The sequence below is a fragment of the Mesorhizobium sp. J428 genome, from assembly GCF_024699925.1.
GTDB lineage: Bacteria > Pseudomonadota > Alphaproteobacteria > Rhizobiales > Rhizobiaceae > Mesorhizobium_A.
In genome coordinates this window covers 4,995,433-5,010,803 of the sequence record NZ_JAJOMX010000001.1, presented here as the reverse complement: position 1 = coordinate 5,010,803, position 15,371 = coordinate 4,995,433, and the positions used below count along the sequence as shown (strand labels likewise).

At 65.9% G+C, this 15,371-nt stretch carries 12 protein-coding genes and 1 pseudogene; 5 read left to right on the top strand and 8 right to left on the bottom strand.

Features of this window, described 5'->3' with window-relative positions:
• Positions 1-90: 90 nt before the first annotated feature.
• Both LRS09_RS25230 and gltX read right to left on the bottom strand, forming a co-directional pair.
• Positions 91-720, bottom strand: a complete 630-nt coding sequence (locus tag LRS09_RS25230) for a glutathione S-transferase family protein (RefSeq protein ID WP_257809785.1) — start codon at positions 718-720, stop codon at positions 91-93.
• A 23-nt stretch (positions 721-743) separates the two neighbouring features.
• On the bottom strand, positions 744-2,165 hold the full coding sequence (gltX, locus tag LRS09_RS25225; protein ID WP_257809784.1) for a glutamate--tRNA ligase: 1,422 nt from the start codon (positions 2,163-2,165) through the stop codon (positions 744-746).
• 100 nt (positions 2,166-2,265) lie between these two features.
• Here gltX and LRS09_RS25220 point away from each other — a divergent pair, with 100 nt between their 5' ends.
• Positions 2,266-4,665 (top strand): ComEC/Rec2 family competence protein, encoded by a 2,400-nt coding sequence (locus LRS09_RS25220; protein ID WP_257809783.1) that lies wholly within the window; start codon positions 2,266-2,268, stop codon positions 4,663-4,665.
• 25 nt (positions 4,666-4,690) lie between these two features.
• Here LRS09_RS25220 and lexA read toward each other — a convergent pair whose 3' ends face one another.
• The 6 genes from lexA to LRS09_RS25190 form a co-directional block, all read right to left on the bottom strand.
• A complete protein-coding gene (lexA, locus tag LRS09_RS25215) occupies positions 4,691-5,404 on the bottom strand; it encodes a transcriptional repressor LexA (protein WP_257809782.1) in 714 nt (237 codons plus the stop codon).
• A gap of 130 nt (positions 5,405-5,534) precedes the next feature.
• Positions 5,535-6,737: a gephyrin-like molybdotransferase Glp gene (gene glp / locus LRS09_RS25210; RefSeq protein ID WP_257809781.1), complete on the bottom strand. Its 1,203-nt coding sequence runs from the start codon at positions 6,735-6,737 to the stop codon at positions 5,535-5,537.
• 4 nt (positions 6,738-6,741) lie between these two features.
• The gene (moaC, locus tag LRS09_RS25205) at positions 6,742-7,236 is read right to left on the bottom strand and encodes a cyclic pyranopterin monophosphate synthase MoaC (protein WP_257809779.1); all 495 of its coding nucleotides are present in this window, start codon (positions 7,234-7,236) and stop codon (positions 6,742-6,744) included.
• Positions 7,237-7,238: 2 nt separating this feature from the next.
• Positions 7,239-8,051, bottom strand: a complete 813-nt coding sequence (trpC, locus tag LRS09_RS25200; protein ID WP_257809777.1) for an indole-3-glycerol phosphate synthase TrpC — start codon at positions 8,049-8,051, stop codon at positions 7,239-7,241.
• Positions 8,048-9,058 (bottom strand): anthranilate phosphoribosyltransferase, encoded by a 1,011-nt coding sequence (gene trpD, locus LRS09_RS25195; RefSeq protein WP_257809776.1) that lies wholly within the window; start codon positions 9,056-9,058, stop codon positions 8,048-8,050. The genes trpC and trpD overlap by 4 nt, the downstream gene beginning before the upstream one ends.
• A gap of 10 nt (positions 9,059-9,068) precedes the next feature.
• On the bottom strand, positions 9,069-10,958 hold the full coding sequence (locus tag LRS09_RS25190; protein ID WP_257809775.1) for a peptidylprolyl isomerase: 1,890 nt from the start codon (positions 10,956-10,958) through the stop codon (positions 9,069-9,071).
• Between the two features lie 137 nt (positions 10,959-11,095).
• Here LRS09_RS25190 and tpiA point away from each other — a divergent pair.
• The 4 genes and pseudogenes from tpiA to LRS09_RS25170 all read left to right on the top strand — a co-directional run bounded on the left by tpiA (position 11,096) and on the right by LRS09_RS25170 (position 15,369).
• Positions 11,096-11,864, top strand: a pseudogene (gene tpiA / locus LRS09_RS25185) (triose-phosphate isomerase).
• Between the two features lie 156 nt (positions 11,865-12,020).
• Entirely contained in the window at positions 12,021-12,491 is a 471-nt protein-coding gene (gene secG / locus LRS09_RS25180; protein WP_257809773.1) for a preprotein translocase subunit SecG, read from the top strand.
• Positions 12,492-12,735: 244 nt separating this feature from the next.
• The gene (locus LRS09_RS25175; protein ID WP_257809772.1) at positions 12,736-13,605 is read left to right on the top strand and encodes a L,D-transpeptidase; all 870 of its coding nucleotides are present in this window, start codon (positions 12,736-12,738) and stop codon (positions 13,603-13,605) included.
• 135 nt (positions 13,606-13,740) lie between these two features.
• Positions 13,741-15,369, top strand: coding sequence for a CTP synthase (locus tag LRS09_RS25170; RefSeq protein ID WP_257809770.1), 1,629 nt, complete (start codon positions 13,741-13,743; stop codon positions 15,367-15,369).
• Positions 15,370-15,371: the final 2 nt, after the last annotated feature.

Genomic DNA, 15,371 nt, shown 5'->3' with positions numbered 1-15,371 from the left:
ATGGTGCCAAGTTGACCGTTCGCCTGATGCTGCAATGCAAAACACGGGCGGTCCAGTGAATTTTCGGAGACCATCTGAGAATTCATTAACCTATGTCGGCATGCCATGGCGCGCCCAGACCTTGGCGATCTGAGGCACTTCCGCAACGCGATGATAGAGGCCCCGCAAGGCCGGAAACCGGGCGCAGAACTCGTCTAGATCCTCGATCCAGCTGATGAGCATCGCAGCGTAGATGTCGACGGCCGACAGTCTGTCCCCAAGAGCGAAGGACCTGTTGCCGAGGGCTTCGGAGAAGACGGACCATTCGAAGCTCTTGCGATCGAGTGAGGCCTGCTTGACCGCGTCGGCGCCGAACGCGTCGGCCGTGTAGCGGTGCGGATAGAAGTAGCGCAGCTCGCTCATGTAGATGTTGGTGGAGAGATAGAACATCCATCGCAGGAAGGCCGCCCGCGAGGGCTCGCCGATTGTCGGCGACAGGCCGGCGGATGGGTGCAGATCGACGAGATGCACGCACATGGCGGCCGACTCGGTCATGGCGCTCCCATCTGGCAGAATCAGCACGGGCACCTGGGCAAGCGGGTTGATGGCGAGCAGTTCGGCCGGAGGTTCGCCCTCCGGCCAGCGCGCCAGGTCGACAACCTCGCACTCGATGTCGGCGAGCCGCAGGATCGCCTCGACCGCTCCTGAGCCTGAGCCCGGCCTGCCATAGAGCTTGAACATCGTCCTTTGGCTCCTTTCCCGGATCATCCTGCCTGGTCGCGGATGCGCGCAAGCGATTCATCGCGGCCGAGCACGGCGAGGACGTCGAACACACCGGGCGAGGTGCTCCTGCCGGTGAGGGCGGCGCGCAAGGGCTGTGCAACCTTGCCTAGCTTCAGCCCTCCAGCTTCGGCGACATCGCGCACGGCCGCCTCGGTATCCTGCGCTGTCCAGTTGCGCACAGAGGCGAGGGCTTCTGCCGCCTTCGCCAAGACCGCGCGCGCGTCGGCATCGAGAATCCCTGCCGCCTTCTCATCCAGCGGAAGCGGCCGCTGCGCGAACAGATAGCCGGCGCTGTCGGCAAGCTCGACCAAGGTCTTCGCGCGTTCCTTCAGGCCGGGCATGGCAGCCAGGAGCTGGGCGCGCCTGGCGTCCGTCAGCTTGGCCAGCATCTCCTCTCCGCCGGGAAGGAAGGGCAGTGTCGCCACCAGCGTGTCGGTCAGTTCGCGGTCATCGGTACGGCGCATCCAGACGCCGTTGAGCGCCTCCAGCTTGGCGAAGTCGAAGCGGGCGGCGCCCTTGTTGACGTCCTCGATCTCGAACCACGAAATCATGTCCTCGATCGACATCACCTCGTCGTCACCATGGCTCCAGCCGAGGCGCGCGAGATAGTTGAGCAGGGCCTTGGGCAGGTAGCCCATCGCGCGGTAGGCCTCGACGCCCAGCGCGCCATGGCGCTTGGAAAGCTTCGCGCCGTCGGCGCCGTGGATCAGTGGGATGTGCGACATCGACGGCACGTCCCAGCCCATCGCCTGGTAGATGACGGTCTGGCGGGCGGCATTGGTCAGGTGGTCGTCACCGCGGATGATGTGGGTGACGCCCATGTCGTGATCGTCGACGACGACGGCGTGCATATAGGTCGGATTGCCATCCGAACGCAGGATGATGAAGTCGTCGAGATCCTTGTTGGGGAAGCGGACCTCACCCTGGACGCGGTCGTGCACGACAGTCTCTCCCTCGTGCGGCGCCTTGATGCGGATCGCGCCCTTCACGCCCGCGGGTGCCTCGGACGGGTCGCGGTCGCGCCAGGCGCCGTCGTAGCGGGGCGGACGACCCTCGGCCTTCGCCTTCTCGCGCATGGCGTCCAGCTCGGCCGGCGTCTCGTAGGCATAATAGGCCTTGCCCGTAGCGACGAGCTGCTCGGCGACCTCGCGGTGGCGTGGGGCGCGGTCGAACTGCGAGATCGGCTCGCCGTCCCAGTTGAGGCCAAGCCAGCTCAGCCCGTCGAGGATCGCGGCGGTCGCCGCCTCGGTGGAGCGTTCGCGGTCGGTGTCCTCGATGCGCAGCAGCATCCTGCCGCCGGTGTGTTGGGCATAGAGCCAGTTGAAGAGCGCGGTGCGGGCGCCGCCAATGTGGAGGTAGCCCGTGGGCGAGGGCGCAAAGCGCGTGACGACTGGACTGGACATGGACTGTTCCGGATGGCGGCGCAGGCCGCGCGGGTAGCGTTTCGTTGCGGTTCATGTAGCATGAAGTGTCTGAGGCGCAAGGTCGTCGGGTGGCTGTCGCATGGACGGCGAGGGGAGCGATCAGAGACAGGACGAGCGCGGCCTGTTCTCGCCGGCTTTTGCGACGCTGCAGGCGCTGCCGGCCGCGCGAGATCAAACCGGACTGTCCAATCAGCCGTTACCTGCCCTGAGCCCGCCGATGCCGCGGCGCATGATCGCGGCAGGGCGCGTGGAAGCGGGTCCCGTCCACGCGTCCGAACAGGCGGCATCGGCCGTTCAGCTCGAGATAGATCGGGGCGGCGCATTCCTCCTCGTGCCCGTGCTGCTCTGCGCCGGAGCGGCCGTCTATTTCGCACTCGACTTCGAGCCAGGCTGGACGCCGATCCTCTCGCTGGCTGGTCTCTTCGGAGCCGTTGCCTGGCTGGCCCGTAATGTCGCGGTGGCGAGATATCTCGCGCTGGCACTTCTGCTCCTCGTTGGTGGTGCCTTCTTCGGCAAGGTGGAAACCTGGCGCTCCAGCACGAAGGTGATCGGCGGCGAAATCACCACACGGCTGACGGGGCGTGTCGAGACGATCGAAACCCGCGAGAAGGGGCGCATAAGGTTGACGCTCGCGGTGATGGCGACAGAGCGGCCGAAGTTGCGCTATCAGCCCGACCGCGTGCGCCTGACGGCCCGATCCGCGCCGCCGGGCCTTGAGCCGGGTGCTGCGGTGACGGGATTGGCGCGGCTCGCGCCGCCGCTCGGGCCGTTGCGTCCCGGCTCCTACGATTTCGCTTTCGAAAGCTATTTCGACCGGATTGGCGCGAGCGGCTTCTTTCTCAAGCGGCCTGAGGTTTTGCCGGCGGCGGACGAGAGTTCGTTGCGCGCGCGCGTGGAAGCCTGGATCGAAGCGCGGCGCCTCGCGCTTGCCGGGCGCATCCGCGGCCATATCGGTGGGCCCGAGGGCGAGATCGCGGCCGCGCTCGTCGCCGGCGTGCGTGCGGGAATCCCGGAGGATGTCAACGAGACGCTGCGCATCACCGGGCTCGCGCATGTGCTGTCGATCTCCGGCCTGCACATGGCGCTGGTGGCGGGCGTGGTGATCGGGTCGCTGCGGCTCGGCTTTGCCGCCTTTCCCGGATTTGCCTCGCGCCATCCGGTGCGGAAATACGCGGCTGTCGGCGCGCTGGCAGCACTTGCCGCCTATCTTCTTATCTCAGGTTCGCAGGTCGCCGCCGAGCGCAGCTTCCTAATGATCGCGGTGATGCTGGTCGCGCTGCTTTTCGATCGCGCGGCGCTGACGATGCGCAACCTGGCGATCGCCGCCCTGATCATCATCGTGCTCTCGCCGCACGAGGTCGTCGGGCCAAGCTTCCAGATGTCGTTCGCGGCAACGGCCGCGCTCGTTTCCGCCTATGGCTGGTGGGCGGAACGCAGAGCGCGCCGAGCACAACCGAATCCTGCACAGCGTGGCGCGCTCCTGCGGATTGCGCGAACGGTCGTCTTCTACGCCGCGGGGTTGGCGGCCACGTCGCTGATCGCCGGCGTCGCGACCGGCATCTTCGGCGCCTGGCATTTCCAGCGTGTCTCGCCGCTCGGCCTTGTCGCAAACCTCGCGGCCATGCCCGTGTTTTCGGTCGTCGTGATGCCGGCGGCGGTGGCCGGAATGGTGCTGATGCCTTTCGGCCTCGATGGGCCAGTCTTCATAATCATGGGGCAGGGGCTGTCGCTGGCACTTGCCATCGTCCGCTGGCTCGCCGAGCGCACGCCGGTCGATGCGATCGGCGCGGTTCCCTCCGCTTCCGTTGTCCTGCTCGCGCTTGCGCTGGTGCCGCTCACGCTTGCCACGACGACCGCGGTGAGACTGCTCGCGGTCCCGCTCGCCGTCGTGGGCTTTGCAAGCCTGACGCTTCGCGAATTGCCGCAGGCCTACGTCTCCGAGGATGCGCGACTGGTCGGGATCAGGACGCGGGACGGCATGCTGGCAGTCAACCGCGACCGTCCGAATGCGTTTACGGTCGAAGACTGGTCGCGGGCGACGATGGCAACCGGTATCATGAAGCCGGCAAAGGAGACGGAAGCCGGAACCACTGGCACCGTCATGGATATTTCTCCGGCGCGATTCTTCTGCGCGGGCGACCTGTGCCGGGTCGAACATGAGTCGGGAGCCGTGGTCGCTCATGCGTTGACGATGCCCGACGCCGAGCAGGCCTGCGACACGGCGAGCGTAATCGTCATCGCCGATCCGACGGCTGCCAATCCCTGCCCGCACAGCAAAGTGCAAATCATCACCGCGCGACGGCTTGCGCTGGACGGCAGCGCAGAGATCCGCTTCGACGGTGTGGGAAACGCTTCCGTCACCTACGCCCTGTCCGGCACGCGTCCCTGGCACGACCACCGCCGCTTCTCGCGCGCCGCCAGAGGCATGGCTCCTTACGAGCCCGCAAACAAAAAAGCCGGCACGAAGCCGGCTTCCTGAACCACTCGTCGGCTCTTCGCGACGCTCAGTATTTCCGGATGAGGCCGACGAGACGACCCTGCACCTTGATCCGGTCCGGGCCGAAGATCCGCGTCTCGTAGGCCGGGTTGGCGGCTTCGAGAGCGATCGAGGCGCCCTTGCGGCGGAAGCGCTTGAGTGTGGCTTCTTCCTCGTCGACCAGGGCCACGACGATGTCGCCGGGGGTGGCCGCGTTCGTGTTGCGGATGATGACCGTATCGCCGTCGAAGATGCCGGCCTCGATCATCGAATCTCCTTTCACTTCAAGGGCATAGTGCTCGCCGCCCGACAGCATTTCCGGCGGCACCATGATCGCGTGGGTCTGGTGCTGGATGGCGTCGATCGGCACGCCGGCCGCGATGCGGCCCATGACGGGGATCGAGATCGCGCTGCCCGCATCGTTGCTGGCAACGGGCGCGCGCGGCGGCTCGGCCGGCTTCTGGCCGAGGCTGCCCTGGATGACGCTCGGGGAGAATTTGCGCGGGCCGGCGAGGGCGGGAGACATCGATTCCGGTAGGCGGACGACTTCCAGCGCGCGCGCCCGGTTGGGCAGGCGGCGGATGAAGCCGCGCTCCTCCAGCGCCGTGATCAGGCGGTGGATGCCGGACTTCGAGGCAAGGTCCAGCGCCTCCTTCATCTCGTCGAAGGAAGGGGGAATGCCGGACTCCTTCATCCGCTCGTGGATGAACATCAGCAACTCGTGTTGCTTGCGCGTCAGCATTTCGCCCTCCAAGAATCGCCAGACAAACAAAACCAGAACAAACACTATCTGTTCGATATGTGTTCTGCAACCGCTTAAATTTTAGTGAATTTGTTTACCGTTCGTTCAGGCTATTTGCCGAGCCGGCTTCTCATCGCAGCAGAACCACGCGGCAGGGAGAGCCCGCAGGGGCTGCGGGAGCGAAGGGCGGACGGACGATGAGGGCGTTGGCGTCGGCCAGAATCCGCAGCATCGAAGAATCCTGCACAGGGAAGGGCGCTGCAACGAGTTGGCCGTCGCGACTCTCGACACGGGCGCGGACATAGTCCTCACGCTGGTCGTTTTCGGTCATGTCGACACCCAGAACCGCGTCCCGAATGTCCAACATATGGGGCCGTCCTCCCAGTTGCGCGACGAGCGGCGCGACGAAAAGGTGCGAGCAGACGAGAGAGGCCACCGGATTGCCGGGGAGCCCGAGCACCCGCACGTCGCCCAATCGGCCGAACATCAGCGGCTTGCCGGGCCGCATCGCGATCTTCCAGAAGTCGAGCGTCATACCGGCAGAACTCAGCACCTCGCGCACCAGGTCGTGGTCGCCGACCGAGGCGCCGCCGAGCGTGACGATGATGTCCGCGCCCGCTGCGCGTGCGCCATCTATCGCCGCGGCGATCCCAGAGCGGTCGTCACGTACGATGCCGAGATCGAGGGGGACGGCACCCATCTTTTCGACCACGGCAGCCACGCCATAGGCATTCGAGGAGATGATCTGGTCCGGCCCGGTCTCGCTGCCCGGCGGCAGCAGTTCGTCGCCCGTGGCGAGGATAGCGACCAGCGGCTTGCGGATGACCGGCAGCGCCGCGTGGTTGGCGGCAGCCGCCAGCGAGACGGCGGCGGGATCGAGGAGCCGGCCCGCCTCGAGCAGAGGCTCACCTTCGCGGAAGTCGAGAGCTTGCCGGCGGATGTTGCGGAAGGCCGCGACGGGCTCCAATGCTTCCACACCATTGGGCGAGAGGCGCGTGTTCTCCTGGATCAGCACGGCGTCGGCCCCGGCAGGAACCGGTGCGCCGGTAAAAATGCGGACCGCTTCGCCGGGGCCAACCGTGCCCGTGAACCCCTTGCCGGCCGGCGCCTCGCCGATGACACGCAGCGTCGCGGGCACCGATGCGACGTCGGCGGCGCGGACCGCATAGCCGTCCATCGCGGAGGCGTCGAAGGGCGGCTGGGTGCGCAGCGCCGCGATGTCTGTGGCGAGCACGCGCCACGCGGCCTGGCCGATCGCGACGGTTTCGGATGCGAGCGGGGCAGCCCCGTCGAGGAGGCGGGCCAGGGCGTCCTTCACCGGCATCAGCGCCATTGGATCAGCCGTTCGTCCGGCGGTAGTCGCCCGACTTGCCGCCGGTCTTCTCGACCAGGCGGATGCCCGTCAACTCCATCTCGCGGTCCACGGCCTTGGCCATGTCGTAGATGGTGAGGCAGGCGACGGAAGCCGCGGTCAATGCCTCCATCTCGACGCCGGTCTTGCCGGTGACGCGCGCAGTCGCCGTGACGCGCAGGCCCGGAAGGGCTGCATCGGGCTCGATCTCCAAGCCCACCTTGTCGAGGAGCAGCGGGTGGCAGAGCGGGATCAGTTCGTGCGTCTTCTTGGCCGCCATAATGCCGGCGATGCGGGCGACGCCGATCACATCACCCTTCTTCGCATTGCCGGCGACGATCATGTCGAGCGTTTCGCGCTTCATCACCACCGAGCCCTCGGCGATCGCGACGCGCTGCGTCTCGGCCTTCGCGCCGACATCCACCATATCGGCCTGCCCGTCGGCGGCGATATGGGTGAGGCCCGGCGAGGGGGCGGTCATCGTCACTCGGCCGCCGCTGCGGCGGCGCCGTTGAGCAGCAGGCGCGTAGCCGCCGCGACGTCGGCCTGGCGCATCAGGCTCTCGCCCACCAGGAAGGTGCCGATGCCGTGGCGTGCGAGCCGCATGCAGTCGGCATGGGTGAAGATGCCGCTTTCGCCGACGAGCAGCCTGTCGGCCGGCACCATGCGGGCCAGCCGCTCCGACACGTCGAGCGAGACTTCGAAGGTGCGCAGATTGCGGTTGTTCACGCCGATCATCGATGAGGCGAGCTTCAGCGCGCGCTCCATCTCCGCTTCGTCGTGCACCTCGACGAGAACGTCCATGCCGAGATCGAACGCGCAGGCCTCGAGCGACTTCGCGTCGTCGTCGGAGAGGCTCGCCATGATGAGCAGGATCGCGTCCGCACCCCAGGCGCGCGCCTCGAGCACCTGGTAGGCGTCGAACATGAAGTCCTTGCGCAGCGCGGGCAGGGCGCAGGCGCAGCGCGCCTCGGTCAGGAATTCCGGCGCGCCTTGGAAGGACGGGGCATCGGTGAGGACGGAGAGGCAGGCGGCACCGCCGGCCTCATACGCGGCGGCAAGCGACGGTGGGTCGAAATCCGCCCGTATCAGGCCTTTCGAGGGGCTCGCCTTCTTGATCTCCGCGATCAGAGCAAACTCGCCTTTGGCGCGCTTCGCCCGCAGGGCCTTGAGGAAACCGCGCGGCTGCTCGCCGCCTGCGATCCGTGCCTTGAGTTCGGCGAGCGGCGTGCGCGCCTTGGCGGCGGCGATCTCGTCGCGCTTGTAGGCCTCGATCTTGCGCAGGATATCGGTCATGCGTTGGACACCTGCACCAGTTTCTCCAGCCGCGCCAGCGCCTTGCCGTCATCAATGGACCGGACGGCCAGCGCGATGCCTTCCTTCATGTCGGCCGCCACACCGGCAACGACAAGCCCCGCGCCGGCGTTCATCAGCACGGTGTCGCGATAGGCGCCGGGCGCGCCGGCCAGCATATCCCGCAGTGCCCTGGCGTTGAAGGCGGCGTCGCCGCCCTTGAGCTCAGCCTGCGTGTGCCAGGCCAGGCCATATTGCGCCGGCGTGATCGTGAACTCGGAAAGCACGCCATCGGAGAGTTCCGCGACCCGCGTCTCGCCGGTCGTGGTGATCTCGTCATAACCGTCGCCATGGACGACCCAGATCTTCTCGGACCCGAGTTCCTTCAGGGCTTCCGCGACGGGTCCCACCCATTCCGGCGCGAAAACGCCGACCAGCTGCCGTGTCACGCCGCCGGGATTCGAGAGCGGTCCGAGCAGGTTGAAGATCGTGCGCGTGCCGAGCTCGACACGCGAGGGGCCGACATATTTCATCGCTGGATGGTGAGCCGGTGCGAACATGAAGCCGATGCCGGCCTCCGCAATGCAGCGCGAGATCGCTTCGGGCGACAGGTCGATCCTGATCCCGAGCGCCATCAGCACATCCGCCGCGCCCGACTGCGAGGAGAGGTTGCGGTTGCCGTGCTTGGCCACCGGCACGCCGCAGCCGGCGATGACGAAGGCGGACCCGGTCGAGATGTTGAGGCTGTGCGTGCCATCGCCGCCCGTGCCGACGATGTCGATCGCGTTGCCAGGGGCTGCGACGCGCAGCATCTTGTCGCGCATCGTGGCGACAGCGCCCATCACCTCCGGCACGGTCTCGCCGCGAACGCGCAGGGCCATCAGGAAGCCGCCGATCTGCGACGGTGTCGCTTCGCCCGACATCACGATGTCAAACGCCTCGCGCGCCTCCTCGAAGGTGAGCGCCTTTCCAGCGGCGACCTTGGCGATGAAGGGCTTGAAGTCGGCCATGGTTGTCCTGTCAGAAGCTCAACGCTTGCTGGATGGCGGTGGGGTTGGTCGTCACGGCGAACTCGCCCTGGAGCCGCGCGACCAGCTGGTCGAGCAGGTCGTCCGCCATGCCCGATGCATAGGCCTGCCGATTCTCGGCCGACACGGCCTCGGCTCCTGCGCCGGCCGGCTCGAACACCTCTGTCACGCGGAAGAGTATCTTCGTGTTGCCGTCCGCCGGCGTGGTGACCCCCGCGCCGCTCTGCGCGACGGCGAAGACCGCGGCGGCACCGTCGGGGCCGAGGTCGACGTCCTCCGCCCCACGCCGCAGACCGCGCTTCACCTGCTTTTCGAGACCGAGTTCGGTCGCGACCGTGTCGAGCGAGTTCTCGTCCTTGACGCGCTTTTCCAATTCCGCCGCCTTGGTCGAGAACAGGCGGTCGCTTTCTTCTGCGATCCAGTCGGCGACGACCTTGTCCTTGACTTCATCTAGCGTGCGGTCGCGGGCAGGGGTGACCTCCTTGACCTCGTAGAAGACGAACCCGCTCGAACCGAGCGACAGCGGCGGGTTCTCGACGTTCGGCTGCGTCTCGAAGGCACCCTGCAGCAGTTCTCGGGAGGAGGGGATGGTCGAGATCACCGTGCCGGCCGGGTCCTGCGCGTTGCGGTCGACTGCTTCAACGGTGGCCACCTTCAGCTTTGCGGCCGCTGCCGCTTCTTCCATTGTCTGGCCACTGGCGCGGGCATCTTCATAGCTGTCGTGCACGTTGAGCAACTGTGTGTTGGCCTCGACCAGGGCCAGGTCCTTGCGGATCTGCTCGCCGACCTCCGAAAGCGGCTTGACCACTTCCGGCTTGATATCGGTGACGCGAAGGAGCACCGGGCCGAACGCGCCTTCGACGACCGGGCTCACTTCGTTCAGCGACAGCTTGAAGGCGGCGTCGGCCACTGCCGCGTCGGCCACCTTGTCCTTCTCGAACGTGCCCAGCTGGATGTCGGCCATCGTCTTGCCCTGCGCCGTCACGACGGAATCGAAGGATGAGCCGCCGCGAATGCTCTCGGCGGCAGCGTCAGCGGCAGCCTTGTCGGAAAAGACCAGCTGCTCGATCGTGCGGGTCTCGGGCGTCGTGTAGCGCTTCTTGTTGGCTTCGTAGTCCTTCGCCACGTCCTCATCGCTGATTGCCGCCGCGTCGGCGATATCCTCGGGCTCGAGCTTGACGTAGGCGATCTTGCGATACTCCGGCGCCGCGTAGCGCGTCTTGTTGTCCTCGAACCACTTGGCTAGCACATCGTCGGCCGGAGCAGTCACGGTGCCGATGATCGATTTCTGCAGCGTGACATATTCGATCGTGCGGTTCTCGCCCTGATAGAGCGATACCGCGCGCAGGAACGTATCGGGCGCCTTCAGACCGTCGGAAACCGCCTCGACGATCTGCTGGCGGACCGCCACCTGCTCGCGATTGCGGAAATAGTCCTCCGGCCGCATCCCGACCTGGTTCAGCACGAATTCGAACTGCCGTCGGTCGAACTGGCCGCCCGCGCCGCGGAAGGCAGGGTCTTCCGCCGTCAGCTGGGCGATCTTGTCGCGCGAGACGCCGAGCCCGATCAGTCGTGCCTGTTCGTCCAGCACGGCGCCGGCGGTGAGCTGCGTCAGCACCTGCTGGTCGATGCCGAACATCGCGGCCTGTTCGCGCGTGATGCGCTGTCCGAGCTGCTGCGAGATCATCTGCAGCTGGCGGTCATAGGCCAGGCGATAGTCGAGCAAGGAGACCTTGGTGCCGCCGGCGGTGACGACACTGCTCGACCCGGTTCCCGTCAGCAGCTGACCGGAGATTCCCCAGATCGCGAAGCTCACCACGAGCAGCAGCAGCAGCAGCTTGGCGACCCACGTGCCTGCGGCCTTTCTCAACGAGTCAAGCATCGAAACTCCCGGAATTTCCGCCGCGAACGGCATCTTCTTGCGTTGCCGGACCGGCAATAGCGCCCTTCCGGGCGACTGTCGATTGCTTTATGGCCGCATTTTGATAGTGACCGCCGCGCAGCAGCAGGAGGACGCGCATGACCCACGGTATACGTTCGCTCGTCGCCGGCAATTGGAAGATGTACGGCACTTCGGCCTCGATGCCGGAACTGCATGCGATCGCCAACGGCTTCATGCAAGGGCTCGACGCAGAGACCGAAGCGCTGATCTGCGTGCCAGCCACGCTTCTGACACGCGCGGCGGACGTGCTCAAATCGTCGCCGGTGAAGACGGGCGGGCAGGACTGCCACGCCAATGCCAGCGGCGCGCATACCGGCGATGTCTCGGCCGAGATGCTGAAGGATGCCGGCGCGAGCTTCGTCATCGTCGGTCATTCCGAACGCCGGACGGATCATGGCGAGACCGACGCGATCGTGCGTGCCAAGGCCGAGGCCGCCTGGCGGGCAGGCCTGACGGCGATCATCTGCATCGGCGAGACCAGAGCGGAGCGGGAAGGCGGCCAGACGCTCGCCGTCCTGTCGCGCCAGATATCGGGATCGGTGCCCGCTTCGGCCACGGCCGCGAACACGGTCATAGCCTACGAGCCCGTATGGGCGATCGGTACCCGGCCTGACGCCGACCGTCGAGGACGTCGCCGAGGCGCATGCCCACATCCGCTCGGAACTTTCGGGACTTATCGGCGAACAGGCCGCGACGACGCGGATCCTCTACGGCGGGTCGGTCAAGCCGTCGAATGCGCGCGAGCTGCTCGCGATCGACAACGTCAACGGTGCGCTGGTCGGCGGCGCGAGCCTGAAAGCGGCAGATTTCCTTGCCATCGCCGAAGCTTACCTGACCATCGGCTGAGCTTTGCGGCGCGGCCATTGTAAAATGACCGCTTAAGTTCCCATATCCGGTGCCGAGATTGCCGCAGGGGTTGGATTTGCGGGCAAAGCCGTGTATTGACCCGCGGCCACGCGCCGGACTGCGCGTAGATCCAGCCAAGATTGCCCGGATACCCGCATGGAAACCGTCATTATCGTCATCCACCTCATGGTCGTGCTCGCGCTCGTCGGCGTGGTGCTGCTCCAGCGCTCGGAGGGTGGCGGTCTCGGCATCGGCGGCGGTTCGGGCTTCATGACCGCGCGCGGCGCGGCCAATGCGCTCACCCGCGCGACGGCGATCCTGGCGGCGATCTTCTTCGCGACCTCGCTGCTCCTGTCCATCATGGCCCGTTACGGCGAGCGCCCGATCGACATCCTCGACCGGGTGCCGTCCTCGACCGGCCAGCAGCAGGCGCCTTCGGGCAGCGGTATCCTCGATCAGCTCGGCGGCCAGGGCGCGCCGTCGACGACGCCCGCCGCGCCTTCCGGCGAACAGCAGGCTCCCGCGGCCGGCACTCCGGCGGAAGGCCAGGGCGCGGTTCCGATCGCGCCGCTCACCCCGCTCGCGCCCGCGACGCCGGCCACGCCGAGCGTCCCCTCCGGCCAGTAACCCGCGGCGGGCGGCTTATCGCCGCCCGGCCAGAGAATTGTTGCCGCAACGCAACAAGTTGCGTTCATTTGCCGGTGTGGCTCCGAATTGACGCCAATGTGAAGTGTCGAGGCGTCTTCGGCTGCTTGAGCGCGTTACCGATTCGAAACTATAAGAACTCATAGGTTGTGTCCGGTTTCCACAGGAGGGGACCGGCCGCACGGCTGTTGGGCGGCCAAAGAGCATTGGATTGGGGTTTGTGAAAATGAAGATCAGGACCATCGTTCTGGCGGGGATGGTTTCATCCGTGTGCATCGGTGCGCCGGCATTCGCCGAGTCGGGCGCGGTGCCGTTCTCGATGACGGTCAAGAGCACGGCCTCCGCGACGCAGCCCGAGAAAAAGGTCGAGAAGAAGGCCGAAAAGAAACCGACGAAGCCTGCAAAGACGGACCAGAAGTCCGCCAAGGTCGAGGTGAAAAAGGGCACCAAGAAGGAAAAGCCCGTCGAACTCGCCGCCGCGACGCCGCCGGTCGAGCTGCGCAGCTACAATCAGGAGCGCGGTCTTTTCAGCACGCTGTTCGGCGCGCCGCAGCAGATGCTTCCCGAAACCCAGCGCCGCGACGCGGAATTGCGCAGCCGTGACGAGAAGGGAAAGAAATTCAGGGTCAAGGCGGACTTCGTGCCGCAGGTGGTCGATTTCCCGAGCAGCTATTCCCGCGGCACGATCGTGGTGAACACGTCGGAGAAGTTCCTCTACCTCATCGAATCCAATGGCAAGGCGCGCCGCTATGCCATCGCGGTCGGCAAGGACGGCCTCAAGTTCAAGGGTAACGGCAAGATCCAGGACAAGCAGGAATGGCCGCGCTGGATCCCGACACAGGAGATGCAGAAGCGCGATCCGGCCAAATACGGACGCTACAAGGACGGCATGCCCGGCGGCCCGGACAATCCGCTCGGTGCCCGCGCGATGTATCTCTACCAGGGCAAGAAGGACACCCACATCCGCATACACGGCACCAACCAGCCGTGGACGATTGGAACCGACTCGTCCAACGGCTGCTTCCGGATGGTCAACGAGCACGTCATGGACCTCTACACGCGGGTCCGGGTCGGTGCCGACATGGTCGTCCTCTAAATAGCTGCAAACATTGCGATTTTCAAAGGCCGGGCTTGCCCGGCCTTTTTGCATGGCGGCTATGCCGGGGGAAAACGCAGTCGAAGCGATTTTCGGCTGGCGGAATCAGGTTCGCGGCGCTATGCGATGAATCCCATGGCGCGATACGTATTCATCACTGGCGGCGTGGTTTCCTCGCTTGGAAAAGGCATTGCAGCGGCCGCACTCGGCGCGTTGCTACAGGCGCGCGGCTATCGCTGCCGCATCCGCAAGCTCGATCCCTACCTCAACGTCGATCCGGGCACGATGTCGCCCTACCAGCACGGCGAGGTCTTTGTCACCGACGATGGTGCCGAGACTGATCTCGATCTCGGCCACTACGAGCGCTTCACCGGCCGTTCCGCGAACAAACAGGACAACATCACCACCGGCCGCATCTACAAGAACATCATCGAGAAGGAGCGGCGCGGCGACTATCTCGGCGCCACGGTGCAGGTGATCCCGCACGTCACGGACGAGATCAAAAATTTCGTCCGCGAAGGCAATGACGATTACGATTTCGTCCTGTGCGAGATCGGCGGCACGGTCGGCGACATCGAGGCGATGCCGTTCCTTGAGGCGATCCGCCAGCTCGGCAACGAGTTGCCGCGGGGAGGGGCCGTCTACATCCACCTGACGCTGATGCCCTACATCCCGGCCGCCGGCGAACTCAAGACCAAGCCGACGCAGCATTCGGTCAAGGAACTGCGCTCGATCGGCATCGCGCCGGACATACTGCTGGTCCGTGCCGACCGTCCAATCCCGAAGGAAGAGCGGCGCAAGCTTTCGCTGTTCTGCAACGTGCGCGAAAGCGCGGTCATCCAGGCGCTCGACGTGGCCCACATTTACGATGTTCCGATTGCCTATCACAAGGAAGGGCTAGATTCGGAGGTACTTGCGGCGTTCGGCATCGACCCGGCGCCCAAGCCGCGCATGGAGCGCTGGCAGGAGGTGTCGCGCCTCATCCACAATCCGGAAGGCGAGGTCACGATCGCGATCGTCGGAAAATATACCGGCCTCAAGGATGCGTACAAGTCGCTGATCGAGGCGCTGTCGCATGGCGGCATGGCCAACAAGGTGCGCGTCAAGCTCGACTGGATCGAGAGCGAGATCTTCGAGAAGGAGGATCCGGCACCCTGGCTGGAGAAGGTGCACGGCATTCTCGTGCCGGGCGGCTTTGGCGAGCGTGGCTCGGAAGGCAAGATCCTCGCGGCCAAGTTCGCCCGCGAGCGCAAGGTTCCTTATTTCGGCATCTGCTTCGGCATGCAGATGGCCTGCATCGAGGCCGCCCGGTCACTCGCCGGCATCGAGGGCGCCTCGTCGACCGAGTTCGGCCCGTCGAAGGAGCCTGTGGTCGGCCTGATGACGGAATGGCTCAAGGGCAACATGCTGGAGAAGCGCCAGGCAGCCGGCGACCTCGGCGGCACGATGCGGCTTGGCGCCTATGATGCGAGGCTCGCGTCGGGCTCGCGTATCGCCGACATCTATGGCGACACGGATATCTCGGAGCGCCACCGCCACCGCTACGAGGTCAACATCGACTACAAGGAGCGGCTGGAGGATTGCGGCCTCGTCTTCGCCGGCATGTCCCCGGACGGGGTGCTGCCGGAGACGGTCGAGTATCCCGACCATCCGTGGTTCATCGGCGTACAGTATCACCCCGAGCTGAAGTCGAAGCCATTCGAGCCGCACCCGCTGTTCTCGAGCTTCATCGGCGCGGCGGTTGAGCAGAGCCGGCTGGTCTAGAC